The organism is Pseudomonas lundensis (genome assembly GCF_002269125.1).
Lineage (GTDB): Bacteria > Pseudomonadota > Gammaproteobacteria > Pseudomonadales > Pseudomonadaceae > Aquipseudomonas > Aquipseudomonas lundensis_A.
Window position 1 is genome coordinate 1 of the sequence record NZ_NQKI01000050.1, and the last position, 21,679, is coordinate 21,679.

Genomic DNA, 21,679 nt, shown 5'->3' on the forward strand with positions numbered 1-21,679 from the left:
TGTCCCCTTCGTCTAGTGGCCTAGGACACCGCCCTTTCACGGCGGTAACAGGGGTTCGAGTCCCCTAGGGGACGCCACGATTACCCGCTCTGCGGGATTTTTAAGGGTCATTCAATTATTGAATGGCCCTTTTGTTTGTCTGACGCTTTTGTCGTTCTCGCCATCATGCTTGCTTTGCCCAGCGCCACTCCCCACCTTGAACACACATGCTGCGTTACACTGCGCCCTTTATTCACGCGTGGAGGTTGGGCATGAGCTGGGATTTGGCAACGCCGTTCATCATTGACCTGCAAGTGCAGGCTGAAGACATTGATGGTTTTGGCCACGCCAACAACGCTGCCTATGTTGTCTGGCTGGAGCGATGCGCCTGGCGTCACTCTCAGCGCCTTGGGCTGGACCTGACTGAATACCGTCGCCTTGACCGCGCCATGGCGGTGGCACGGCATGAAATCGATTACCTGGCCAGCGCCTATGAAGGTGACGAGCTGCAACTGGCGACGTGGATTATCGATTGCGACAAACGCTTACGCATGACACGTCAATTCCAGCTAATCAGGCCTCGCGACGGTCTGACGTTGCTGCGGGCTAAAACCACGTTTGTGTGTATCGAGTTGTCCACCGGCAAAGCCAGGCGCCTACCGCCCGAATTCCTCGAGGGTTATGGTCCGGCGATCGTGCCAGCGTGACAGGGCTGCAGCTTGATACCGCTTGAGCGCGTTACCGCGTAAACTGCCGCACGTTTTTTATGAGAGTCACCCATGCAAATTGCCTTGGCGCCGATGGAAGGGCTGGTCGATAACATCCTGCGTGATGTCCTGACCCGCACCGGCGGTATTGATTGGTGTGTCACCGAATTTATTCGGGTCACCGAGCGTCTGCTGCCCGAAGCGTACTTCCACAAGTTCGCCCCTGAGCTTGAACACGGCGCGAAAACCCGCGCAGGCGTGCCGTTGCGTGTGCAACTGCTGGGCTCCGATCCTGCGTGTTTGGCAGACAACGCAGCGTTGGCCTGTCAGTTGGGCGCCGAGGTGATTGATCTGAACTTTGGCTGTCCGGCCAAAACGGTCAACAAGTCCCGTGGCGGTGCCGTACTGCTTAAAGAGCCGGAACTGCTGCATGCGATTCTGATGCAAGTGCGTCGCACAGTGCCGGCGCATATTCCGGTCACGGCCAAGATGCGCCTGGGGTTTGATACCCCTGACAGCGCCAACGAATGTGCCATTGCGTTGGCTGAAGGCGGGGCGAGCCAGATTGTGGTGCATGCCCGAACCAAAATGGACGGTTACAAGCCACCTGCGCATTGGGAGTACATTGCCCAGGTGCAAGAGGTCGTCAAGGTGCCTGTGTTTGCCAATGGTGATATCTGGTCCGTTGAGGATTGGCGTCGTTGCCGCGAAATCAGCGGTGTTGAAGACATCATGCTCGGCCGCGGCCTGGTATCCAGGCCAGACCTGGCCCGACAGATCGCCGCAGCGCGGGCCGGGGAAGAGGTCGTCGAAATGACGTGGGCCGACCTGCAGCCCATGATTCGCGACTTCTGGGCCCAGGCACAGGCGCAATTGACCCCGCGTTCAGCCCCCGGGCGTCTCAAGCAATGGCTGGCAATGTTGACCCGCACTTACCCCGAGGCCACGGTGCTGTTCAACGCCATGCGCCGCGAAACCGACTGTGAAAAAGTCCGTCATTTGGTCAACAACCCGCCTGCGGATGCTGCTTGAAGCGCCTGAAAAAAATTTAAAAAAACCTCTTGAAATGATTGGGTCGGTCCCTATTTAGGGAGTACGCGATGCCGAAACCGGGTCGCGGAGACAAAATCTCGCTGAAATCAGGAGGCTAAATTATGAGCACTGCATTCTCTCTGGCGCCACTGTTCCGTAATTCTGTCGGCTTTGACCGTTTTAGTGATTTGTTCGAAACCGCGCTTCGCAATGACACCAGCGGTGGCTACCCACCCTACAACGTTGAAAAACGGGGTGAAGACAGCTATCGCATCGTTGTAGCTGCTGCGGGTTTCCAACAGGACGACCTGGACTTGCAAGTAGAGAAAGGTGTGCTGACCGTGAGCGGCAGCAAACGTGAAACCAGCACCGACGAAAGCGTGACCTTTTTGCATCAGGGCATCGCGCAACGGGCATTTAAACTGTCCTTCCGCCTCGATGACCACATCGAGATCAAAGGTGCAAACCTGAGCAATGGCTTGCTGAGCATTGATCTGCAGCGGGTAGTGCCAGAAGAGGCAAAAGCCAAACGCATCCCGATCAATGGGGAGCAGCCAGCCCTGCAAAACTGATCCCGCAGTGGCATGTCAGGAACCCCGTCTTTTCAGGCGGGGTTCTTTGTATCCGGGGCCGCGCACAGAACTGCAAGCGCTTGTTTCCGGGCAGCTTTCAAGTGTTTTTCGTCGACTAGCCTGTAGATATCCGACTGGGCACACGCCGTACCCGGGGCAATACACAGGTGAACAATATGAAAAACAAGCGTGCACGAGATTCTGCAACAGGTCTGTTTATTCCCTTGGAAGAGGCCAAGCGTCGACCTCGGGAAACCACCGTAGAAACCATTAAAAAAACTAAAAAAGACCAACCCCAACGTTGATGAGCAGCACGCAGGCATTTGCTTTCGACCTCTCCCCGAGGCAAGTGCCTGCACTTTCTCTGTCCCTCTCTCCTGCGTTTGGTCGGCCATTGCTCCTTTGACGATGATGTGGACTACGCTTTGCCTGATCGTGCAAAAGGGAGCAACGCATGTGGGTGCCAGCCAAACCTGTCGATGAAGCCGCTCGTTTAGACGCTTTGCACAGGTTAAATGTGCTCGATACCGGACCGGAGGAACGTTTTGACCGGCTAACGCGCCTGGCAAAGCGTTTGTTCAATGTACCGATTGCACTGGTCAGTTTGGTGGACGCCGAGCGCCAGTGGTTCAAGTCGGCGGCAGGCGTTGACGTCAGCCAAACCCCCCGGAACATTTCTTTCTGCGGTCATGCCATTTTGGGCGATCAGATTTTGATGATCTGCGACGCCAGACTCGATGAGCGCTTCTACGACAACCCGTTGGTTGTGGGCGATCCGCGGATCAGGTTTTACGCAGGCTGCCCATTGTCGGTGGGTGATGGCAGCAAGATGGGTACGCTGTGTTTGATCGATACCCGGCCTCGGGTGCTTAGCGACGATGAGCGCGAGTTATTGCGGGATTTGGCTGCGATGGCCGAGCAAGAGCTGGTGGCTGTACAAATGGCAACCATGGATGAGTTAACCCTGCTTTCCAACCGGCGCGGCTTCGAAGCTTTGGCGCGGCATGGCCTGTCATATTGCAAGCAATGGTGCAGACCCGCGACCTTGTTGTTTTTCGATCTCAACGAGTTCAAGCAGATCAATGACACCTACGGTCACGCTGAAGGCGATCTCGCGCTCAAGGCATTCGCTGACGTCCTGCGAATTGCATTTCGCGAAAGTGATGTCATCGGGCGGTTGGGCGGGGACGAGTTTGTGGTGTTGCTGACCGGCACAGATTCCGTACAAATCATCGCCATCATGGCTCGCTTGCAGGAGATGCTCGATGAGCGCAACGCGAGCGCCTCACGGGGTTATGCGATTCGTTTCAGTGTCGGGCAGATTGAGTATGACCCTCAACACCATGACTCGGTCGCAAGCCTGTTGCTCGACGCCGACCGTGCGATGTACGTCCATAAGCAGGCATTGAAGCGAAGTTGACCCCGGCCCGGCATTCCGGGCCCGGGTCACAGTCATTACTTTGTGGCGTGGGGCTGGGCTGCGGGGCGGGCCTTCAGGTTCTTGTCGGCTTTATATCGCAATGCCACATCCGGCACGCTGCCGCTTTTGCCGGTTTCAATCCAGCTACGGATGCGGCTGGCATCGGCAAAGTGGGTGTATTTGCCGAATGCATCCAGAATCACCAGCGAAACGGGACGGTTGCCCATTTCTGTTACCAGCACCAGGCAGTGGCCTGCCTGGTTGGTAAAGCCGGTCTTGGTGATCTTGATAGTCCACTTGTCTTTGTTGACCAGGTGGTCGGTGTTGCGAAAGCCCAAGGTGTAGTTGGGTTTGCGGAACGCCACGGTTTTTTCCTTGGTGGTGCTCAATTGGCTCAGCATCGGGTATTTACGGGCCGCTGCCAGCAACTTGCTCAAGTCGCGGGCCGTCGACACGTTATGCATCGACAGGCCGGTTGGCTCAACGTAGCGGGTGTGCATCATGCCCAGGCTTTTGGCTTTGGCGTTCATGGCGGCAATAAACGCCACGTAACCGCCCGGGTAATGGTGCGCAAGCGTCGCCGCGGCACGGTTTTCAGAGGACATGAGGGTAATCAGCATCATGTCTTGGCGCGTCAGTTCGCTGCCGAGTTTGACGCGTGAAAATACGCCTTTCATCTCGGGAGTGTCGCTGATATTGACCGCGATGTACTCGTTCATCGGCAATTTGGCATCCAGCACCACCATTGCGGTCATTAACTTGGACACCGAAGCTATTGGCACCACGACGTCAGGGTTACTGGCGTAAATGACTTTGTTGGTTTGCAGGTCAACCAGCATCGCGCTGCCTGACGCGATATGCAGTTGTGAGGTATCGCGCGGAGCAGAGGTGCTTTCAGTCGCTGCGGCGATTGAGGGAGCGGCGGCGCCTGTTAGCACTAAAAACAGGCCAAGAATCGAAAGATGACTTTTCACGCAGATTGACTCGAAAAGAAGTGGGAGGTGACGTTGTCGCGCGACTCATTACACATCGCGTTACATTTGTTGAGTATGTATCAATAATCGTAGAAATGCCTGATCCCGCAAGCAGTTACAGCGTGTTTTTCGTGTAAATCGTGCGATTGAGGCAGGGCAGCGGACGACTGGTCGCTGTGCAAGCTGAGCCCTTGCCCCCAAGGAAGCGACTCTCTGTGCAATGCCGGGGATCGGACCTCGCAGAATAGGCCGCTGACGTAGACACAGAGGTAATTGTGTAAAATGCCCGCCCTTTGAAATAACCGGCCTCACCGATGACCCCTGACGCGCTTTCTATCCTCGACTCTCATCTGTTGACTGCACTGCAAAGCGCACCTGAAGAAACCCGCCGCTTGTTTCATGGGCGAGGTCGCTGTTGGCCGGGGCTTGAGCAATTGACCGTGGATTGGCTGCAAGGCGTGGTGCTGGTATCGCTGTTCAAGGAGCCCGAGGCAGCCTGGCTGCAAGCCCTCAAAACCCGGTTGATACACCTTGCGCAGACACCGGTATGGCAAGCCAGTGGAGCGCACACGTTGGTGTTGCAGCATCGCTATACCCTGCAAAGCGACACCGAGTGGCTGGTGGGCGAAGCCATCGATGAGTGGACCCTGACAGAGGGTGGGCTGCAGTACCGCGTGGACTTGGGCCGCAAGCAGAACAACGGCCTGTTTCTCGATATGCGCTACGGCCGCGAGTGGGTAAAAGCCCATGCCCAGGGTAAGCGGGTGTTGAATCTGTTCGCTTACACCTGCGGTTTTTCGGTGGCTGCCATCGAAGGCGGCGCAGAACATGTGGTCAATCTGGACATGTCGCGCGCGGCGCTGAGTCGAGGCCGTGATAACCATCGCTTGAATGGCCACGACATGAGCAAGGTTACGTTTTTGGGGCACGAGCTGTTCAAGTCTTGGGGCAAGGTGAAAAGTACCGGCCCTTATGATTTGGTGATTATTGACCCGCCGTCCTTCCAGAAAGGCAGTTTCCTGCTGACCAAGGATTACCAGCGTGTGGTGCGCCGCTTGCCAGAGTTGTTGAGTGAAAACGGTTGGGTGCTGGCCTGCATGAATGACCCGTCGCTGGGTTCGGACTTTCTGATAGCTGGCGTGACCGAGCATGCGCCGGGTTTGCGTTTTGAGCAGCGGTTGGAGAACCCGCCTGAATTTCCGGATGCCGATGCCGAGTGCGGCTTGAAAGCGCTGGTGTTCAGGCAGGGCGTTTGAAATCCCAAAAAAAAGCCCGCAGGGGGAGGCGGGCAAGGGTTCATTGAATGAGCAAGGGGCACTATACAAGCAGCGGTTCGCGGGCTTAGTGAAACTTAATTCATCTGGAGCGCCGGTTTGACAGGTATCAAACCGGCGTTTTTGTTTATTTGGTACGCGACGATTCGAACAGGAACCAGACGCGGCGTTCCGCTTCATCGATCCAGTTTTCCAACAGGCTGGTCGTCGCTACGTCGCCCAGCTCTGAACACATGCTGTGGGTTTCACGCATGTAAGCGGCCAATTGAATGTTGTCTTCACGTAATTCGGCCAGCATATCTTCCGGGGTCACGAAGTCGGCGTCGTTATCCAGCAGGCGTTGCAGCTTCTTGATGTGGCCGATGGAGCGAATGGTGGTGCGCCCCAGCTTGCGCACACGCTCGGCGATAGCATCGGTGGTGGCGAAAATCTGATCGGACTGCTCATCTAGCAGCAGATGGAAATCACGGAAATGCGGGCCTGACATGTGCCAATGGAAATTCTTGGTTTTCATGTAAATGGCGAAGATATCGGCCAGCAGCGCATTCACTTCTGCTGCAATGTTGATGCAGGCTTCATCGCTCAACGCCGAAGGTGTCCGCAGATCGGCCTTTCTGGTTTCCTTGGCGGATTTCAGGTCTTTCATGATGGTTCCTCGTGGAAGCTGTGGACGGGATATAACGGATAACGATTCCGGCTGACTAAAGACCAGGAATGACCTTTCGTCAAACTGCCAGCGTCGTACCGCAACGTCGCTCCAGGTGTTCCAGAGTGCATTGAGCAAGATCGTTCAAGACGTTGCGTGCGTTTGTTGCGACCCTTTGCCGCTGCTGACCATCAGGATGTTTTTAATGCCCCATTCGCTTGCCAGAGCCGCGTTCATGCGTGGTGTGATTGCCTGTCTGCCATTGACGCTCGCCTGCGCGCCATGGGGGCTGCTGGCGGGGTCAACCGCCATCGACGCACAACTGACCCCCGCCCAAAGTCAGGGACTGTCGGTGCTGGTGTTCGCCGGTGCCGCGCAACTGGTGGCCATTGGCATGATCAAGGGCGGGGCCAGCGTGTTGTCCATCCTGCTGACGACCTTGCTGCTGACCTCTCAGCACCTGCTGTACGCGATGCACCTGCGCCCGGTGGTTTCACCGCTGCCGGCCAAGTGGCGGTTCGGTCTGGGTTTTTTACTCACCGACGAATTTTTTGCGCTGGTCAGCAGCCATGATCGCCAGGCATTCAATCGCTGGTATGCGTTGGGGGTCGGGCTGTGCATGTACATTGGCTGGAACCTGTTCACTCTGCTGGGCTTGATGCTCGGCAAGAGCATTCCGGGCCTGGACCAGTTGGGGCTGGAGTTCTCGATTGCGGCGACGTTCATTGCCCTGATTACGCCAGTGGTGCGCAATGTTCCTACCGTTATTTGCGTGGCAGTTTCACTCATAAGTGTTGTGCTGTTCAGTTACTGGCAGTTGGAATCAGCGATCGTTCTGGCGGGGCTGGCCGGGATGGCGGCAGGCTACTTGAGCAAGCGTGCAGGAGTCTTTTTCGAATGATGTGGGTGATTATTGTCGGGATGGCGCTGATTTTGTTTTTCAACCGCTATCTGTTTCTGGAGCCGCGCCTTCCCATCCGTTTGAATAGAGGTGTGAAGGAGTTTTTGGGCTTTGCCGTGCCGGGGATGCTGACGGCCATTTGCGGCCCCATCATTTTCGTCAAGGACCGCGCGCTTAATCTCAGCCTGGACAACCCGTACCTGCTGGCCGGGTTGTGTGCAATTGGCCTGATGATCTGGAGTCGCAACGTGTTGCTCAGTGTCGTGTCCAGTGTGGCGCTGTTTTATCTGTTTCGCGGGTGGCTGTGAGCTGTGCGGCTGCCCGTGAGGTAAACGGGCCGCTGACCGGCACCCCGTCGATCACCACATACCAGCAGGCCAACAAGCCATCAGCGCGGAGCGGGGCCGGCACAGCGCTGCCCACCATCGACATGACATGAACCTTGGACATACACACCTCCTTCAATCAATGAGGCCACCTTACGGCGTGCGCCGCTGCACAAAAAATCATTGCGCGTGATAGTCGCCATCGACAGGGATAAGGTTAGTGCTTGCGTCAGGTTAATCCACTACCAGGTCCAACATATGCATGACCTCTTGATCATTGAGCATGCCTTTATCGACCAGGTGCTGGGCCAACAGTGAAATCAGCTTGGCAGAGCGGTGCCCTTCAAGCTGCTTGAGTTCTGTGAGGGCTTGGTAAACCTTGCTTGAGGTGCAGAGATCAGCCCGGCGATGAGGGTGTTGTGTCGGCATTTGGGTCGTCCTTGTTTTTATAGGTATCCGGCTGTTGAACCAAGAGCGCCCGGCGACGCTGATAACGTCCGGGCGCACTCGCGTCCAATCATGCCGCAAACACGTTACATTTTGTGTATCACTTGCGACATTCACATCATCTATTCAGACCAGCTATCACCAGCGTGGTGGCCCGTAATAACCCCGCGGCGGGCCGTATTGCACCGGGTGTGGCCGACCGTAATAGCCCTGGTAGTAAACCGGCTGGGGTGCGGGCATGTAGGCCGGTTGCGGCTGGTAATACACCGGCGGGGCCTGCACATAGACCGGTTGCGGTTGAGCATAGAACGGTTGTTGCACATAGAGAGGGCGCTGATCGTGATTGGTTATCACCGAACCAATGATCGCGCCACCCACCACCGCACCGAACACGGCCGGCCCCGCGCCCCAGCCACCGTGGGCACACGCTTGACCCGTGACGGCTAGTGCGCCGATTAGCAACGTGATTTTAGGGATGTTGCGCATCTTGACATTCCTCGGATTCCAGCCCCGGCAATTCAGCCTGGTACAGGCCGCAAAAAGGGTGCGGGGATAACACTCAGACCGCGCTTTTCAAAAAAACTGCGGCGCCTCTCGGTAAATGTTGTGTAAGGTCTTCGGCGGCTGACTCGTTTCAGCGTGGTCGGCCCGGACATGATCAATCCAACACCTTGAAACGGCCCCGGCCGTCTATCTGAACGCTTTCTCTGAGGAGAAGAACATGCAGATGAACCCGAATAAAGACACCCGGTTGTGCATTTCACTGTCGGGTCGCCCCGGCAATTTTGGACTGCGGTTTCATAATCATCTCTATGAGCAATTGGGGCTGAATTTCTACTACAAAGCCTTCACCACCCAGGACCTGTCGGGTGCGGTCACTGGCATTCGTGCGCTGGGCATACGCGGTTGTGGTGTGTCCATGCCGTTCAAGGAAGCGTGCATCGCGCTGGTGGACGAGATGGATGCATCGGCCAAGGCCATCGATTCGATCAACACCATCGTCAACACCGACGGCCATTTGAAGGCCTATAACACCGACTACATTGCCATCGCCCAGTTGCTGGAACGCCATAACATCAGCAAGGACACGACGTTCGCGCTGCATGGCAGTGGCGGCATGGCCAAAGCCGTCGCATCGGCGCTAAGGGATGGCGGTTACAAACAGGGTCTGATTGTGGCCCGTAATCAAGCGTCCGGTTCGGCTTTGGCCCGGCATTGTGGGTATGAGTGGCAAGCGCAGTTGGGGGCTGCACGGCCTCAGATGCTGATTAACGTGACACCCATCGGCATGAGCGGCGGGGCAGAAGCCGATGATCTGGCGTTTGAAGAGGCTGCTATCAGTCAGGCAACGATCATTTTTGATGTGGTGGCAATCCCGTCGGAAACGCCGCTGATTGTTCGCGGCCGCGCCTTGGGCAAGCAGGTGATTACCGGGCTTGAGGTCATTGCGATTCAGGCCCTTGAACAGTTCGTGCTCTACACCGGCGTACGCCCCACGCCCGAGCAGTTCCGGGCTGCCGTCGCGTTTGCCCGCAGTTGAGCGGTTCGCCGGGCGATGGATCTTGCCCGGCGAGCAGGGTTATTCCAGTTCGGCCAAGCGCGCTTCCAATGCCGCAACCCGTGCTTCCAGCGCTTCAAAGCGTTCCAGTGACAGCCCTGACGTGCTGCCTCGTTCAGATGGCTGCTGGCGCGCTGCCATGATGGCGTCTATGTCGGCAGGGTCTCCCAGCGCATGCATGTAACGATCTTCACGCTGCCCGCTCTGGCGAGGCACCAGCAGTGCCAGGTCGCGAACGATCAGGCGTTCAAGTTGGTGCTGCACTTGCTCGGTGTCTTCAAAGTCGTGCATGCGCGCGCTGCGGGTTAGCAGCTCATTGAGGGTTTGAGGGCCGCGCAGGAATAACAACCCCATCAACACCACTTGCGCCGGTACCAGCTCCAGCACTTTATCGACCCGATGCTCCCAACGATCTGCACGGCTGCCCATGACCAGGCGCGCAAAGCCTCGCCCCTCCAGTGCCCGCAGGCTTTGCCCGACCTGGCCGGGGCTGAGGTTCATGACTGGCTCGCGGCTGGTCTTTTGATTGCAAGCCAACACCAGCGCATTAAGCGTCAGCGGGTAGGTGTCGGGGTGCGTGGCCTGTTTTTCGATCAAGGCGCCGAGGATGCGAATTTCCGTGCTGTTGAGACGGGGTTCGATGTCGGTCTCGTGTTCGCTGTTCATCACGTTGTCCCTGTGCGTTGGAAGGCGGCTAGCCTAGAACCATTGGCCGTTGAAAGACAAGCCGCTTTAGCGCAGCGACCTGTCTATAATCGGCGCTCATTCATTGTGCCCACCGACTGTCGAGACCCCCATGACTATCTCTCTGTACGCAGCGTCCATTCCCGTGTTCAAGCAAATGCTCAACGCCATGAGCGGTGTGCTGACCAAAGCAGAAGCGCATGCCACGGCCAAGAACATTGACCCAAGTGTTTTCCTGCAAGCGCGTCTGGCACCGGACATGTTCCCGCTGGTGCGTCAGGTGCAAATTGCAGTGGATTTTGCCAAAGGCGTCTCGGCGCGTCTGGCTGAAGTTGAGTTGCCTAAATATGACGACAACGAAGTTACCTTTGCCGAACTGCAAGCGCTGATCAGCAAGGTGCTGGCATTTGTGGACACCCTCAAACCGGAGCAGGTGGATGGCAAGGAAGGGATTGAAATCGTGACCCGTCCGGGAACGCCTAAAGAGAAACGCTTCACCGGTCAGGCCTATTTGCTGACTTACGGCTTGCCGCAGTTTTTCTTCCACGTCACCACTGCCTACGCGATTTTGCGCCACAACGGCGTTGAAATCGGCAAGCGTGATTACATGGGGGCGTTCTGATTCAGGTATGAATGCGCACTGAAACGTGCAGCGACAGTGTTCAAGCCTAGCCCGCGGGCAGCGCTTGAACACTGTGCATGGACGTGGCCTTAGACGGCCTTGTCTTCTTTCGCCATGCAGGCGGCAGCGGTAAACAGCACATCGGTGGAGGAGTTGAGGGCGGTTTCGGCCGAATCTTGCAGGATGCCGATGATGAAGCCCACGGCGACTACTTGCATGGCGATTTCACTGGGAATGCCGAACAGGCTGCACGCCAGCGGAATCAGCAGCAGCGAACCACCTGCCACGCCCGATGCCCCACAGGCGCACACAGCTGCCACGACGCTCAGCAGAATAGCCGTCGGCAGATCGACCTCAATGCCCAATGTGTGCACGGCTGCCAGGCTCAATACCGTAATCGTGATGGCCGCACCGGCCATATTGATGGTGGCACCCAGCGGGATTGATACCGAGTAAGTGTCTTCATGCAGGCCCAGTTTCTCGCTTAACGCCATGTTGACCGGGATGTTGGCCGCCGAACTGCGGGTGAAAAACGCGGTGATACCGCTTTCGCGCAGGCACAGAAACACCAGCGGGAACGGGTTGCGACGCAGTTTCCAGAACACGATCAGCGGGTTGACCACCAAGGCGACAAACAGCATGCAGCCGATCAGCACGACGAGCAGGTGCAGATAGCCCAGCAGTGCATTGAACCCCGAAGAGGCCAGGGTTGAGGCGACCAGGCCGAATATGCCCAGCGGCGCGAAACGGATCACCACGCGCACGATCAGGGTGACACCGTTGGACAGGTCATTGAGCACCGTGCGGGTGGTTTCGCCCGCATGGCGAATGGCAATGCCCATGCCAATGGCCCACGCCAGAATACCGATGAAGTTGGCGTTCATCAGGGCACTGACCGGATTGTCTACCACGCTCAGCAGCAGGCTTTGCAACACTTCATTAATGCCACCCGGCGCAGAAATCGCAACGTCGTGGGTAGACAACACCAGATGGGACGGGAACAGCATGCTGGCGACCACGGCTACAACTGCGGCTGCAAACGTGCCGAACAGATACAGCACCAGAATCGGGCGAATGTGGGTTTCCTGGCCGTGTTTATGGTTGGCAATCGAGGCCATGACCAGCACAAACACCAGAATGGGAGCAACGGCTTTCAACGCGCTGACAAAAACCTTGCCGATAAAGCCTACAGTCAGTGCCGCCGAGGGAGCGAGCCAGGCCAGCAGAATCCCGGCAATCAGGCCGATCACGATCTGGGTCACCAGGCTGGTGCGTTTGAGCCGGTGCAGCAGGGAAGGTGAAGCGTCAGTCATAGGGGACTCTCTAGTTGTTGTGGGTGCCGCAATCAATGATCGTGTGCGAACAAAATGTCAGATGTTTCCCACAGATCTCGGGGGGCGAAAAGTTCGCAGCAGATGATAGCCGTGTCGATTGGATACGTCTGTGTGACTAAAACCATGGCGGGGCGCGGACTTTATCATAGGGATGCGGGAACTTTCCTGCTCAAGGGCAATCTGTCACATCTGCACCCGTGTCAGGGCCGTGGATTCGGCGGGTACGTGCTGCGAATCATTCTGTTACCATTGCGCTATCCACTCTTATTCAAATCAGCGGGCCACTTGGCTTTCGCTGGCCTTGCCGTCTCTGGAGTTATTCATGCTGTTGCCCATCCTGCTGCTGTCTGCGGCCGGTTTTACCGTGCTCACGACCGAGTTCATCATCGTCGGCTTGCTGCCCTCTATTGCTCGGGACCTTGATGTCAGCGTGCCTCAGGCCGGGCTGTTAGTGACTTTGTTCGCCTTTACTGTTGCGGCTCTTGGTCCTTTTTTAACGGCTTATTTCGCCAGATTTGAGCGTAAACGCCTGTTTATCGGCATTTTGTTGATGTTCGCGTTTGCCAACACGGTTGCCGCATTGGCACCGAACATTTGGGTGATGGCTTTTGCGCGGTTGTTGCCTGCCTTGGGCTTGCCGGTATTTTGGGCGCTGGCCAGTGAAACAGCGGTAGACATTGTGGGCCCTGACTATGCGGGGCGTGCGATCGCCAAAATCGGTTTCGGCATTGTGTGTGCGACGGTCTTCGGTATTCCGGTAGGCACGTTGATTTCGGATGCGTGGGGATGGCGCAGTGCGTTCGGCATCCTGGCCGTGGTGGCCCTGGCCAAGGCTTTGCTGTTGTGGATCTATCTGCCTTCAACGCGGGTGGTCAAAGACGCCGTCACGTTGCGCTCTCAATTCGGCATGCTGCGCAGCCCGTTGATGATCGGTCACGTTGTCTTGTCGGTCTTGGTGTTCAGCGGCATGTTTACCGCTTACACCTATTTGGCGGACATTCTCGAGCGCCTTGCGGGTTTCGACGGCACGTTAGTGGGATGGTGTCTCATGGGCTTCGGTGCTGTCGGGTTGATCGGCAATTCGTTAGGCGGTCGTATGGTCGATCGTCATCCGCTGATTGCCTCGATGGTGTTTTGCGCCTTCATGATTGGCGGCATGGTGGCATTGGTGCCTAGCATTCACTCCACGCTGGGGTTGGCGGCGGCCATGGGCGTATGGGGTGTGACGCAAGCCGCGCTGTTTCTGGTCAGCCATGTGCGCCTGATGAAAGTGGCGCCCCACGCGCCGGCCTTTGCGGCTTCGCTGAACATCGCAGGGGCGAACCTGGGGATCGGGCTGGGCGCCATGGTAGGCGGCCGGGTGATCGACCATTACGGCCTGGGTAGCCTTGGCTTTGCAGCGGCGGGCTTTATTTTGGTGTCGATCCTGCTTGCCCTGTTGTTAATGACGTCTAAAAACCGCGCAGTGTGTGCTTAACGCTCTAGATCGGTGAACAGTTCGCGCCGTGCACCTTCAGTAATCGCAACGATTCCGGGGTGCTTGATCTTGCGTTCCACGGTGATGGCGTAAAACGATTCGGTCACGGCGTTGGTCTGGCCGATCAGTTTCACGTCAAACTGACGTATCACTTCTTCAGCGATCACGCTGGGGGCGATGAAAACGCCCGTACCTGACTGTCCAAAGGCTTGCATCAGCGCGCTGTCGTCGAACTCACCGACGATGCGCGGCTGAATGTGCTGTTCGGCCAGCCAGCGCAACAGTCGGCTGCGCAACACGGTTTCAGAGCCCGGAATCAACAGCGGGGCTCCCTGCAAGCAGTGGGGGAAATTGTGCAAGTAGTCTTTGGCCAACGGGGCTGTGGCAAAAAAACTGATGCCACACTCACCCAGCTTCTGACTTAAGCCTTTAATGTCGAGGTGGGAAGGCATGGGGCTATCGGAAATCACCAGATCCAGCCGCTGAATAGCCAGATCTGCGAGCAAACGATCCAGTTTGTCTTCGCGGCACGTGATGCGGATGGGCGCCTCCAGCGCCATGGTTGGCGCAATCAGCCGGTACACAATCGATTTGGGCACGACATCCGCCACACCCACGCGGAACAAAATCTGTTGTTCCTTGGGGGACATGCGCAGCATGCTTTCCAGTTCGCTGCCCAGCTGGAACATCTGCTCAGCATAAGGCAGTACTTGACGACCGGTTTCGGTCAATTCCAGTTGCCGGCCGACCCGCTGAAACAGGGGCAAGCCATACGTTTGCTCAAGCAGGCTGATTTGGCCACTGATGGTCTGGGGGGTGAGGTTGAGTTGCTCGCAGGCACGAACAATGCTGCCGGTTTTAGCCACCACCCAAAAGTAGTGCAACTGTCGATAATTAAGCATTTGCTCTGCAATACTTCGTAAAAACCGAAGTATAACCTTTAAAAATACGAATTTTACTGAACTGTTTGTCTGCCTAGACTCTCGCGCTATTCGCGTGCGTTAGCCGTGACCATTGATTTCGAGAGGAAACGCAGGATGACGATGACAAAACTGGGCGTTGCTACACTGCTTGTTGCAGCAGTTTTAATGACGAGTGGGTGTGATCAGGCTGAGAAAGCTGCGCAGCAGATGCTCAGTAAAACGGCCGAGAGCGCAAAGCAGGCCATTGACGATACCCACAAAGCCGCTGAACAGGCGCTCAATGAAGCGACGGGCTCAACCCCGGCCGAGCCAGAGACGTCAGCGCAAGACAATAAGCAATCCTCGCAAGCCATTTAATTCGTCCTACACCTGAGTCCGAACGCACCTATGGATTACCTTTTACAACTGGCTGCCAGCCCCACTGCCTGGATCGCCCTGGCCACGCTGATCGTCATGGAGATCGTGCTGGGGATCGATAATTTGATCTTTATTTCGATCCTGACCAACAAACTGCCTGAGAAATTTCGTACCAAGGCACGCCGGATCGGTATTGGCATGGCGCTGATTCTGCGCTTGGGGTTGCTGAGCACGATCGCTTACATCGTGCAATTGACCACTCCGGTCTTTGACGTGCTGGGGCAGGCCTTTTCCTGGAAGGACATGATTCTGATCGCTGGCGGCCTGTTCCTGGTCTGGAAGGCCACCAGTGAAATCCATCACAACATGAGCCCGCAGGCTGAAGGTGAGACCGAGGGCAAATCATCTGGCGTCTCGTTAGGGTTTGCTGCCGCGATCGGGCAAATTCTAATGCTGGATCTGGTCTTCTCGATTGACAGCATTATTACCGCCGTGGGTATGACCGAGCATTTGCCGATCATGGTCATCGCCGTTGTGGTTGCCGTACTGGTGATGTTGCTGGCCTCGGAACCATTGGCCAAGTTCATCAATGAAAATCCGACCGTGGTGATGCTGGCCCTGGCCTTCCTGATCATGATCGGTATGACGCTGATTGCCGAAGGGTTCGGCGCCCATGTGCCTAAAGGGTATGTGTATGCAGCGATGGCATTCTCGGCCACAGTCGAAACGCTCAACATATTGGCCCGAAGGGTGCGGGAAAAACGCCAGGCGGGGTTGGCTAAGTAATCGCTGAAGCTGCACACAAAAACCGTTCACTTTCATGAAGTGAACGGTTTTTTAATGGGCGTTCGCTGCATTGATGGCTGTCTTGATGGTAAGCGCTTTAGGTTCAACCTTGGGTTGCGGGTGATGGTGACGACGACTGATACGCATCACACCCCACAGCATGGCGGCGGCGACGGCCAACCAGCCGCTGAACAACAGGAAAAGCGTTAATGCCGGGCTCATGAGTGCCTCCTTTGCCCATGTTGGGCACACACACATTAGAAGTGACAGTCTAGCCGCTGGAGTGTTTCAAGCTATTGACCAAAGGTCGTGAGTGTTCAACTGATTGGCTCTAAATCACGCGCTTTACTGGGTGTTAAGGCTATACCTCGCATCACTCCAGCCTTAAGATCGGCAACCATGCCGGACTGACAGTCTGGAACCATTCAAGGCGAGGGTGCATGCAGGGAATTAAAGGGTTGAGCGTGGCGCGAATGGTATGGGCGGCGGCTCTGGCGTTAACTGTAGTGAGCTGCGCCAGCGTTCAGCGACCTGAGGTTCGCCAACTGCCAGAGCGGGTTGAGCTTAACGGCGTGCCATTTTTTCGCGGCAATGCTCATCAAAGCGGGCCGCACGTGTTGGCAAGCATGTTCAACGAACAGCGGGTCGGTACAACGCCCGGCCTGTTGACCAAACCTCTGAAATTGCCGCAAGCAGAGCAAGCTTTACAAAGCAACATGCTGGCCTTGGCTGAGCAATACGGGTTCATGGTTTACCCAGTGGACCCATCGCTGTCCGCTGTGCTGACGCAGGTGGCAGCGGGCTATCCGGTCATGGTGCGATTCGCCGATGGGGTTGTCTGGTCTACGCCTCGCTACGCCATGGTGGTGGGTTATGACCGCCACAAACAGACTGTATTGTTGCGTGCCGGCATGGAGCGGCGGCGTCAGATGACCTTCAACACGTTTGAGTCGGCCTGGAAAGCAGAGGGGAGTTGGGCGGTGCTGATACTTTCGCCGGGCCAGCTACCCGCTAACGTCGACAAGGCGCGCTGGATTAAAGCGGCCGAGTCACTGGCGCATGCCGGGCAAGAGCAGGCAAGCGCCAGAGCGATTCAAGCGCTCGACGCGCAAAAATAGCGGGAAATAAAAAACGGCGCCCAAGCGCCGTTTTCGATGACGCACCGGTCAGAAGCCCAGCTTGTCGCGCAGGCTGTAGTACCAGGCACCTAGCGCTGTCAGAGGAGTGCGCAGCAATTGGCCACCCGGGAACGGGTAGTGGGGCAGATCAGCGAACGCATCAAAGCGCTCTGCCTGGCCGCGCAGTGCTTCAGCCAGCACTTTGCCCGCGAGGTGCGTATAGGTCACGCCATGGCCGCTGCAGCCCTGCGAGTAATAAATGTTGTCGCCGATGCGACCTACTTGTGGAAGGCGGGACAGCGTCAGCAAAAAGTTGCCGGTCCACGCGTAGTCAACCTTGACGTCTTTTAACTGCGGGAATGCCTTGAGCATCTTTGGGCGAATGATCGCTTCGATGTTCGCCGGGTCCCGAGCGCCATAGACCACACCGCCGCCGAAGATCAGACGCTTGTCACCGGACAAGCGATAGTAATCCAGCAGGTAGTTGCAATCTTCCACACAGTAATCTTGGGGCAACAGCGTATTGGCCAAATCGTCCCCCAGCGGTTCTGTGGTAATGACTTGAGTGCCACACGGCATCGATTTGGCAGCCAGTTCCGGCACCAGATTGCCCAGATAGGCATTGCCGGCCACGATGATGAACTTTGCCCTGACTTTGCCTTGCGGCGTATATACCACGGGGTTGGCGCCGCGCTCAATGCGCACGGCAGGCGATTGCTCATAGACAATGCCGCCCAGCGATTCAACCGCAGCCGCTTCGCCCAAGGCCAGATTAAGCGGGTGAATATGACCGCCGCTCATGTCCAGCAAACCACCCTGGTATTGATCGCAAGCGACGACTTCGCGGATCCGGCGTTGGTCCAGCAATTCCAGCCGGTTATTGCCATAGCGCTCCCAGAGTTTCTTCTGGGCTTCCAAATGACCCATTTGCTTGCTCGTGATGGCGGCAAAAACACCCCCGTCTTTCAGGTCGCATTGAATCTGGTACTTGGCCACACGATCACGAATGATCTTGCCCCCTTCAAATGCCATCTGACCCAAGAGTTGAGCCTGCTTTGCACCAACAGAACGCTCAATGACATCAATATCGCGGCTGTAACTGTTCACGATCTGACCGCCATTACGGCCGGAGGCTCCAAACCCCACTTTGGCTGCTTCCAGTACCGTCACCCTAAAACCGTTTTCAAGCAAAAACAGCGCACTCGACAGCCCGGTATAGCCGGCGCCAATCACACACACATCCGTCTCGACCTCGCCTTGCAGAGCGGGGCGCTCAGGGGCCGGATTTGCCGAGGCCGCGTAATAAGACTGGGGATATGCAGTGTTCGCCATTTTGCAACCTCTGTTTTATATTTTTTACGAGTGCGGGCGATGCTACCTGACTTGAAATCCCCCCGCCAGCTACCCAGTGGCGAGTATTTTTGCGCTTCAAATAAAAATTTCGACAATTCATAGAGTTACCTGCAAAAAAGGTGTTGACACACCTCCGTAAATCTATAGAATGCGACCCCACAGCAGGCACGTAGCTCAGTTGGTTAGAGCACCACCTTGACATGGTGGGGGTCGTTGGTTCGAGTCCAATCGCGCCTACCAAACAAAATCCGCTCTGCTGGGCGGTCTAGAAGGGCTCACCGAAAGGTGGGCCCTTTTTTGTTGTCTGTGTCCCGTCCTGAATAAGGTTTACACCTTCTGATCTATTTTTCAGGAGGGCGTAATGGATACAGGAAAAAGGCGTAGCCAGCGAGACTACACGTTGACCTTTAAATTGTCGGTCGTCGACCAAGTCGAAAAAGGTGAGCTGAGCTATAAAGAGGCTCAGGAGCACTACGGGATTCAATGCAAAACGACCGTTCTGACGTGGTTACGCAAGCATGGTCGGCAAGATTGGAGCCCCGGCACATACATTGCCTCGCCGAGGATGGGGTCTATGCCCGACAAAAACCGACCACTAACGCCAGAGCAACGCATCAAAGAGCTTGAAGAGCAGTTGGCGCTGTCCAATCAGAAAGCGCAGTTTTTCGAGGCGGCCGTGGATGTGTTGAAAAATGACTACGGTCTCTCTGTCGTAAAAAAGCGTCCCGGCAAGTCCTCGCGCAAAAACGAATCCAAAACCTGAGTATCAGCAGGGCTTGCCAGTTCATGGGATAAGCCGACAGGCTTATTACAAACGTAATCGCGCCGATGCAACTCGTCTGTTTCTGGATCAGAAAGTTGCCGACTTCGTTCAGCAAAAACGTCTGCGTCAGCCGCGTACGGGTACCCGAAAGCTGCACCACTTGCTGCATTGCCAGCCTCAACTTGAGTTGCAAGTGGGTCGAGATCGGCTGTTTTCGATCCTACGCGAAAGGCGTTTACTGGTGTCCCGCAAGCGGGCATATCACAAGACGACCGATAGCCATCATCGCTTTCGGTGCCATCCGAACCTACTCAAACCGGGCTGGAACACGTCTGGGTAGCTGACATCACCTATCTGCCCACTCAGGAAGGTGTGGCCTATCTGAGCCTTGTGACGGATGCTTTTTCGCGAAAGATCGTGGGTTACCACGTTCATGAAAGCCTGCACACCGAGTCGGTGGTGCAGGCGTTGCGTCGAGCCGTGAGTCAGCGTCAAACCGCGCAGCCACTGGTCCATCACTCGGACAGGGGCAGCGAGTATTGCTCGGAAAGGGGAGCGTGGGCGATTTGTAGGTGATCCTTCGCGCAGCGTTGAGTGGGGGTAGTTTTACACTCATGTAATGATTGAGCTACTTTCAATCAGGGCAAGTCGAGCACTCCCTAACCCGAGAGGATGGTCATGTTTACTTTACGTGTGTTTGCAACTGCTGCTATTTGCTGTTCTTTTGCATTGAGTTCGCTCCCAGCATTCAGCGACCCCGGTAACGGTAAAGGGCCTGATAAAGGCCATGCTCAAGGTGGCAAGGGGCATGGTAATGAAGGGGGCAAAGGTCAGGGCGGCAAGGAGGGCAATTGGGGGCGTTCACCTCATATTGACCGGGACAATATATTAGGGGTGTTGGGAGGTCATCGCGATTATTGGAGACCCGGTCCAGCCCTGCCACCTGGTATTCAAAAGAATCTGGCCAGAGGTAAACCACTTCCTCCCGGTATTGCTAAAAAGCTGGATGGCAGGTTGTTAAATCAATTACCTCGCTACGAGGGTTATGAGTGGCAACAAGCGGGGGCGGATTTAGTTTTGGTTTCTATAGCCAGCGGTCTCATCTATGAAGTGCTCAATGGAGCGTTTGATTGAGGGCGCGCAAGGGCCGGGCCGGGCTGTGGTGCTGGCACGGTGATAGAGGATATCCGGGGGGGATGGCTTGAGTGCTCAGCCACACTCAACGTCTGGTTCTGATGTACGTATTCCATAGCGCATGCGCACCATGAAGGCCTAGGGCAGATACACAGGCCAGTATGATGACGCTCAAGGTGATCAGTCCGGTACTTTCGTGGGCAAACATCGTGGGTAACTCCTGTAGTCACTTTGTTGATCTGTAAGGTTAGTTACCCCTGTGGTCGCCGAGGTGACGTTTGCATGACAAACGTTTCATCTTTTTCTTCAAGCTTGTACGCGCCCTTGTGGATTAACGCCTATACCTAAGCGCTGAGAGCAAAAGCGGTCAGGGGAGGTGACAGTCGACATGGTTTTGAAGCGCGTGCAATGGCAGTTAGTGTGCGGTTTGCTGCTCATGCCGTCCTTGGTCATGGGTGAAAATACCCGTCCCGGGGACCGAGACAGTAGGGCAGGCAGCGGCGAGTGGTTGGTTTTGGCGAGTCCGTTTGTTTGGGCACCCTCCAGTAATGGGCAGGTCTCACTGGCGGGCATTGATACCAAGGCTGACGTGGGTTTTCGTGAGGTCTTCAATAACCTGAATTCTGTTTTCATGGGCAACCTTGAAATCACCAATCGCACGGTCGGCTTTTATGTGGATGGTGTGTACGCTAAAACCCGTCAGTCAGAACGGCTCTATGGGCAAAAGATTGGTCTTTCAATCACTCAGTCCACATTCGCGGCGGGCGTCTATTACCGTGTGTATGAGCAGGCATTGGGTGGCTCGACAGTTTTCGGCGAACCGCGCACATGGCGCGTTGAGCCTACGGTAGGCGTGCGCTGGAGTCAGTTGTCTACCAAAGTGAATATTGACTCGCTGGGCTTCAGTACGAAGAAGAAAACCCATTGGACAGACCCGTTTATTGGCGTGCGCATGCAGGCGGATCTGACAGACCGGTGGACGCTTTCAGGCGAAGCCGATGCCGGAGGTCTTGATACCTCTGCCAAGCAAACCTACAACGCTCAAGCCTATTTGGGCTACAGAACCTATGTTTTTGAGCATCCCACGCTCGTGCGCGTGGGCTACAGAGTCTTGGCGCAGGACTATCGAACCCGAGATTTTACTGGCAATACGTTCAAATATGATGTGACCCAGCGCGGACCGGTAATTGGCCTTTCCATGCGCTTTTAATCCTTGGCTGACAGGTCTTGGTGCTGGGCCTTGCTGTGTTGACACCAGCGTGATGTGTCTTTGTGCCAGCCCCGGGCACGGG

26 protein-coding genes, 2 tRNA genes and 1 pseudogene are annotated in these 21,679 nt (G+C 56.1%); 19 read left to right on the forward strand and 10 right to left on the reverse strand.

Features of this window, described 5'->3' with window-relative positions; all coding sequences use genetic code 11:
* Position 1 precedes the first annotated feature (1 nt).
* From CJF39_RS20995 to CJF39_RS21015, 6 genes are all read left to right on the forward strand, one after another.
* Positions 2–77 (forward strand) — tRNA-Glu (locus CJF39_RS20995).
* Positions 78–251: 174 nt separating this feature from the next.
* Positions 252–686, forward strand: a complete 435-nt coding sequence (locus CJF39_RS21000; RefSeq protein ID WP_094995148.1) for an acyl-CoA thioesterase — start codon at positions 252–254, stop codon at positions 684–686.
* 72 nt (positions 687–758) lie between these two features.
* The gene (locus tag CJF39_RS21005) at positions 759–1,718 is read left to right on the forward strand and encodes a tRNA dihydrouridine synthase (RefSeq protein ID WP_094995149.1); all 960 of its coding nucleotides are present in this window, start codon (positions 759–761) and stop codon (positions 1,716–1,718) included.
* Positions 1,719–1,840: 122 nt separating this feature from the next.
* Positions 1,841–2,290, forward strand: coding sequence for an Hsp20 family protein (locus CJF39_RS21010; protein WP_094995150.1), 450 nt, complete (start codon positions 1,841–1,843; stop codon positions 2,288–2,290).
* Positions 2,291–2,466: 176 nt separating this feature from the next.
* Entirely contained in the window at positions 2,467–2,595 is a 129-nt protein-coding gene (locus CJF39_RS23530; protein ID WP_262373478.1) for a hypothetical protein, read from the forward strand.
* A 149-nt stretch (positions 2,596–2,744) separates the two neighbouring features.
* On the forward strand, positions 2,745–3,710 hold the full coding sequence (locus CJF39_RS21015) for a GGDEF domain-containing protein (RefSeq protein WP_094995151.1): 966 nt from the start codon (positions 2,745–2,747) through the stop codon (positions 3,708–3,710).
* A gap of 35 nt (positions 3,711–3,745) precedes the next feature.
* On the opposite strand, the gene pbpG is transcribed toward CJF39_RS21015, so the two are convergent.
* Positions 3,746–4,684: a D-alanyl-D-alanine endopeptidase gene (gene pbpG, locus CJF39_RS21020; RefSeq protein WP_094995152.1), complete on the reverse strand. Its 939-nt coding sequence runs from the start codon at positions 4,682–4,684 to the stop codon at positions 3,746–3,748.
* A 314-nt stretch (positions 4,685–4,998) separates the two neighbouring features.
* On the opposite strand from pbpG, the gene CJF39_RS21025 reads away from it, so the two are divergent.
* Entirely contained in the window at positions 4,999–5,940 is a 942-nt protein-coding gene (locus CJF39_RS21025; protein ID WP_094995153.1) for a class I SAM-dependent methyltransferase, read from the forward strand.
* Between the two features lie 145 nt (positions 5,941–6,085).
* Here the strand turns inward: CJF39_RS21025 and CJF39_RS21030 are convergent, their stop codons facing one another.
* Positions 6,086–6,604 carry a Dps family protein gene (locus CJF39_RS21030; protein ID WP_094995154.1) on the reverse strand — a complete coding sequence of 173 codons (519 nt, stop codon included), beginning with the start codon at positions 6,602–6,604 and terminating at the stop codon, positions 6,086–6,088.
* 205 nt (positions 6,605–6,809) lie between these two features.
* Between CJF39_RS21030 and CJF39_RS21035 the strand changes: the two genes are divergently transcribed.
* Both CJF39_RS21035 and CJF39_RS21040 read left to right on the forward strand, forming a co-directional pair.
* Complete coding sequence (locus CJF39_RS21035) at positions 6,810–7,505, forward strand: AzlC family ABC transporter permease (protein WP_094995155.1); 696 nt, start codon at positions 6,810–6,812, stop codon at positions 7,503–7,505.
* Positions 7,502–7,813 (forward strand): AzlD domain-containing protein, encoded by a 312-nt coding sequence (locus CJF39_RS21040; protein ID WP_094995156.1) that lies wholly within the window; start codon positions 7,502–7,504, stop codon positions 7,811–7,813. The genes CJF39_RS21035 and CJF39_RS21040 overlap by 4 nt, the downstream gene beginning before the upstream one ends.
* Here CJF39_RS21040 and CJF39_RS23415 read toward each other — a convergent pair.
* The 3 genes from CJF39_RS23415 to CJF39_RS21055 all read right to left on the reverse strand — a co-directional run bounded on the left by CJF39_RS23415 (position 7,761) and on the right by CJF39_RS21055 (position 8,764).
* On the reverse strand, positions 7,761–7,955 hold the full coding sequence (locus CJF39_RS23415) for a hypothetical protein (protein ID WP_094995157.1): 195 nt from the start codon (positions 7,953–7,955) through the stop codon (positions 7,761–7,763). The two genes, CJF39_RS21040 and CJF39_RS23415, sit on opposite strands and share 53 nt — an antisense overlap.
* A gap of 110 nt (positions 7,956–8,065) precedes the next feature.
* Entirely contained in the window at positions 8,066–8,260 is a 195-nt protein-coding gene (locus tag CJF39_RS21050; protein ID WP_094995158.1) for a hypothetical protein, read from the reverse strand.
* A gap of 156 nt (positions 8,261–8,416) precedes the next feature.
* Positions 8,417–8,764, reverse strand: coding sequence for a hypothetical protein (locus CJF39_RS21055; RefSeq protein ID WP_094995159.1), 348 nt, complete (start codon positions 8,762–8,764; stop codon positions 8,417–8,419).
* 235 nt (positions 8,765–8,999) lie between these two features.
* Between CJF39_RS21055 and CJF39_RS21060 the strand changes: the two genes are divergently transcribed.
* Entirely contained in the window at positions 9,000–9,818 is an 819-nt protein-coding gene (locus CJF39_RS21060) for a shikimate 5-dehydrogenase (RefSeq protein ID WP_094995160.1), read from the forward strand.
* 39 nt (positions 9,819–9,857) lie between these two features.
* On the opposite strand, the gene CJF39_RS21065 is transcribed toward CJF39_RS21060, so the two are convergent.
* Positions 9,858–10,502: a YceH family protein gene (locus tag CJF39_RS21065; RefSeq protein ID WP_094995161.1), complete on the reverse strand. Its 645-nt coding sequence runs from the start codon at positions 10,500–10,502 to the stop codon at positions 9,858–9,860.
* Positions 10,503–10,632: 130 nt separating this feature from the next.
* On the opposite strand from CJF39_RS21065, the gene CJF39_RS21070 reads away from it, so the two are divergent.
* Positions 10,633–11,142, forward strand: coding sequence for a DUF1993 domain-containing protein (locus CJF39_RS21070; RefSeq protein WP_094995162.1), 510 nt, complete (start codon positions 10,633–10,635; stop codon positions 11,140–11,142).
* An 89-nt stretch (positions 11,143–11,231) separates the two neighbouring features.
* Here the strand turns inward: CJF39_RS21070 and sstT are convergent, their stop codons facing one another.
* The gene (gene sstT, locus CJF39_RS21075) at positions 11,232–12,455 is read right to left on the reverse strand and encodes a serine/threonine transporter SstT (RefSeq protein WP_094995163.1); all 1,224 of its coding nucleotides are present in this window, start codon (positions 12,453–12,455) and stop codon (positions 11,232–11,234) included.
* A gap of 343 nt (positions 12,456–12,798) precedes the next feature.
* On the opposite strand from sstT, the gene CJF39_RS21080 reads away from it, so the two are divergent.
* Positions 12,799–13,953, forward strand: coding sequence for an MFS transporter (locus CJF39_RS21080; RefSeq protein WP_094995164.1), 1,155 nt, complete (start codon positions 12,799–12,801; stop codon positions 13,951–13,953).
* Here CJF39_RS21080 and nhaR read toward each other — a convergent pair.
* On the reverse strand, positions 13,950–14,855 hold the full coding sequence (gene nhaR, locus CJF39_RS21085; protein ID WP_094995165.1) for a transcriptional activator NhaR: 906 nt from the start codon (positions 14,853–14,855) through the stop codon (positions 13,950–13,952). The two genes, CJF39_RS21080 and nhaR, sit on opposite strands and share 4 nt — an antisense overlap.
* Before the next feature lie 135 nt (positions 14,856–14,990).
* On the opposite strand from nhaR, the gene CJF39_RS21090 reads away from it, so the two are divergent.
* Positions 14,991–15,233 carry a hypothetical protein gene (locus CJF39_RS21090; protein WP_094995166.1) on the forward strand — a complete coding sequence of 81 codons (243 nt, stop codon included), beginning with the start codon at positions 14,991–14,993 and terminating at the stop codon, positions 15,231–15,233.
* 30 nt (positions 15,234–15,263) lie between these two features.
* The gene (locus CJF39_RS21095; protein WP_094995167.1) at positions 15,264–16,019 is read left to right on the forward strand and encodes a TerC family protein; all 756 of its coding nucleotides are present in this window, start codon (positions 15,264–15,266) and stop codon (positions 16,017–16,019) included.
* Positions 16,020–16,070: 51 nt separating this feature from the next.
* Here CJF39_RS21095 and CJF39_RS23100 read toward each other — a convergent pair whose 3' ends face one another.
* Positions 16,071–16,241 carry a hypothetical protein gene (locus CJF39_RS23100; RefSeq protein ID WP_170942714.1) on the reverse strand — a complete coding sequence of 57 codons (171 nt, stop codon included), beginning with the start codon at positions 16,239–16,241 and terminating at the stop codon, positions 16,071–16,073.
* Between the two features lie 218 nt (positions 16,242–16,459).
* Here CJF39_RS23100 and CJF39_RS21100 point away from each other — a divergent pair, with 218 nt between their 5' ends.
* The gene (locus CJF39_RS21100) at positions 16,460–17,137 is read left to right on the forward strand and encodes a PA2778 family cysteine peptidase (RefSeq protein WP_170942715.1); all 678 of its coding nucleotides are present in this window, start codon (positions 16,460–16,462) and stop codon (positions 17,135–17,137) included.
* Between the two features lie 48 nt (positions 17,138–17,185).
* On the opposite strand, the gene CJF39_RS21105 is transcribed toward CJF39_RS21100, so the two are convergent.
* Entirely contained in the window at positions 17,186–18,469 is a 1,284-nt protein-coding gene (locus CJF39_RS21105; protein ID WP_094995168.1) for an NAD(P)/FAD-dependent oxidoreductase, read from the reverse strand.
* A gap of 184 nt (positions 18,470–18,653) precedes the next feature.
* Between CJF39_RS21105 and CJF39_RS21110 the strand changes: the two genes are divergently transcribed.
* From CJF39_RS21110 to CJF39_RS21125, 4 genes and pseudogenes are all read left to right on the forward strand, one after another.
* Positions 18,654–18,730, forward strand: a tRNA-Val gene (locus CJF39_RS21110).
* 121 nt (positions 18,731–18,851) lie between these two features.
* Positions 18,852–19,799 (forward strand): annotated as a pseudogene (locus CJF39_RS21115) (IS3 family transposase); the annotation flags it as partial.
* Positions 19,800–19,931: 132 nt separating this feature from the next.
* The gene (locus CJF39_RS21120; RefSeq protein ID WP_094995169.1) at positions 19,932–20,387 is read left to right on the forward strand and encodes an anti-virulence regulator CigR family protein; all 456 of its coding nucleotides are present in this window, start codon (positions 19,932–19,934) and stop codon (positions 20,385–20,387) included.
* Positions 20,388–20,775: 388 nt separating this feature from the next.
* Positions 20,776–21,597, forward strand: coding sequence for a hypothetical protein (locus CJF39_RS21125; RefSeq protein WP_346010216.1), 822 nt, complete (start codon positions 20,776–20,778; stop codon positions 21,595–21,597).
* Positions 21,598–21,679: the final 82 nt, after the last annotated feature.

Excerpts from the sequence above, each read along its gene's own strand:
- CJF39_RS21000 (WP_094995148.1), top strand. The coding sequence starts at position 252 with ATGAGCTGGGATTTGGCAACGCCGTTCATCATTGACCTGCAAGTGCAG.
- CJF39_RS21005 (WP_094995149.1), top strand. The coding sequence starts at position 759 with ATGCAAATTGCCTTGGCGCCGATGGAAGGGCTGGTCGATAACATCCTG.
- CJF39_RS21010 (WP_094995150.1), top strand. The coding sequence starts at position 1,841 with ATGAGCACTGCATTCTCTCTGGCGCCACTGTTCCGTAATTCTGTCGGC.
- CJF39_RS23530 (WP_262373478.1), top strand. The coding sequence starts at position 2,467 with ATGAAAAACAAGCGTGCACGAGATTCTGCAACAGGTCTGTTTATTCCC.
- CJF39_RS21015 (WP_094995151.1), top strand. The coding sequence starts at position 2,745 with ATGTGGGTGCCAGCCAAACCTGTCGATGAAGCCGCTCGTTTAGACGCT.
- CJF39_RS21025 (WP_094995153.1), top strand. The coding sequence starts at position 4,999 with ATGACCCCTGACGCGCTTTCTATCCTCGACTCTCATCTGTTGACTGCA.
- CJF39_RS21030 (WP_094995154.1), bottom strand. The coding sequence starts at position 6,604 with ATGAAAGACCTGAAATCCGCCAAGGAAACCAGAAAGGCCGATCTGCGG.
- CJF39_RS21035 (WP_094995155.1), top strand. The coding sequence starts at position 6,810 with ATGCCCCATTCGCTTGCCAGAGCCGCGTTCATGCGTGGTGTGATTGCC.
- CJF39_RS21040 (WP_094995156.1), top strand. The coding sequence starts at position 7,502 with ATGATGTGGGTGATTATTGTCGGGATGGCGCTGATTTTGTTTTTCAAC.
- CJF39_RS23415 (WP_094995157.1), bottom strand. The coding sequence starts at position 7,955 with ATGTCCAAGGTTCATGTCATGTCGATGGTGGGCAGCGCTGTGCCGGCC.
- CJF39_RS21050 (WP_094995158.1), bottom strand. The coding sequence starts at position 8,260 with ATGCCGACACAACACCCTCATCGCCGGGCTGATCTCTGCACCTCAAGC.
- CJF39_RS21055 (WP_094995159.1), bottom strand. The coding sequence starts at position 8,764 with ATGCGCAACATCCCTAAAATCACGTTGCTAATCGGCGCACTAGCCGTC.
- CJF39_RS21060 (WP_094995160.1), top strand. The coding sequence starts at position 9,000 with ATGCAGATGAACCCGAATAAAGACACCCGGTTGTGCATTTCACTGTCG.
- CJF39_RS21065 (WP_094995161.1), bottom strand. The coding sequence starts at position 10,502 with ATGAACAGCGAACACGAGACCGACATCGAACCCCGTCTCAACAGCACG.
- CJF39_RS21070 (WP_094995162.1), top strand. The coding sequence starts at position 10,633 with ATGACTATCTCTCTGTACGCAGCGTCCATTCCCGTGTTCAAGCAAATG.
- sstT (WP_094995163.1), bottom strand. The coding sequence starts at position 12,455 with ATGACTGACGCTTCACCTTCCCTGCTGCACCGGCTCAAACGCACCAGC.
- CJF39_RS21080 (WP_094995164.1), top strand. The coding sequence starts at position 12,799 with ATGCTGTTGCCCATCCTGCTGCTGTCTGCGGCCGGTTTTACCGTGCTC.
- nhaR (WP_094995165.1), bottom strand. The coding sequence starts at position 14,855 with ATGCTTAATTATCGACAGTTGCACTACTTTTGGGTGGTGGCTAAAACC.
- CJF39_RS21090 (WP_094995166.1), top strand. The coding sequence starts at position 14,991 with ATGACGATGACAAAACTGGGCGTTGCTACACTGCTTGTTGCAGCAGTT.
- CJF39_RS21095 (WP_094995167.1), top strand. The coding sequence starts at position 15,264 with ATGGATTACCTTTTACAACTGGCTGCCAGCCCCACTGCCTGGATCGCC.
- CJF39_RS23100 (WP_170942714.1), bottom strand. The coding sequence starts at position 16,241 with ATGAGCCCGGCATTAACGCTTTTCCTGTTGTTCAGCGGCTGGTTGGCC.
- CJF39_RS21100 (WP_170942715.1), top strand. The coding sequence starts at position 16,460 with ATGCAGGGAATTAAAGGGTTGAGCGTGGCGCGAATGGTATGGGCGGCG.
- CJF39_RS21105 (WP_094995168.1), bottom strand. The coding sequence starts at position 18,469 with ATGGCGAACACTGCATATCCCCAGTCTTATTACGCGGCCTCGGCAAAT.
- CJF39_RS21120 (WP_094995169.1), top strand. The coding sequence starts at position 19,932 with ATGTTTACTTTACGTGTGTTTGCAACTGCTGCTATTTGCTGTTCTTTT.
- CJF39_RS21125 (WP_346010216.1), top strand. The coding sequence starts at position 20,776 with ATGGTTTTGAAGCGCGTGCAATGGCAGTTAGTGTGCGGTTTGCTGCTC.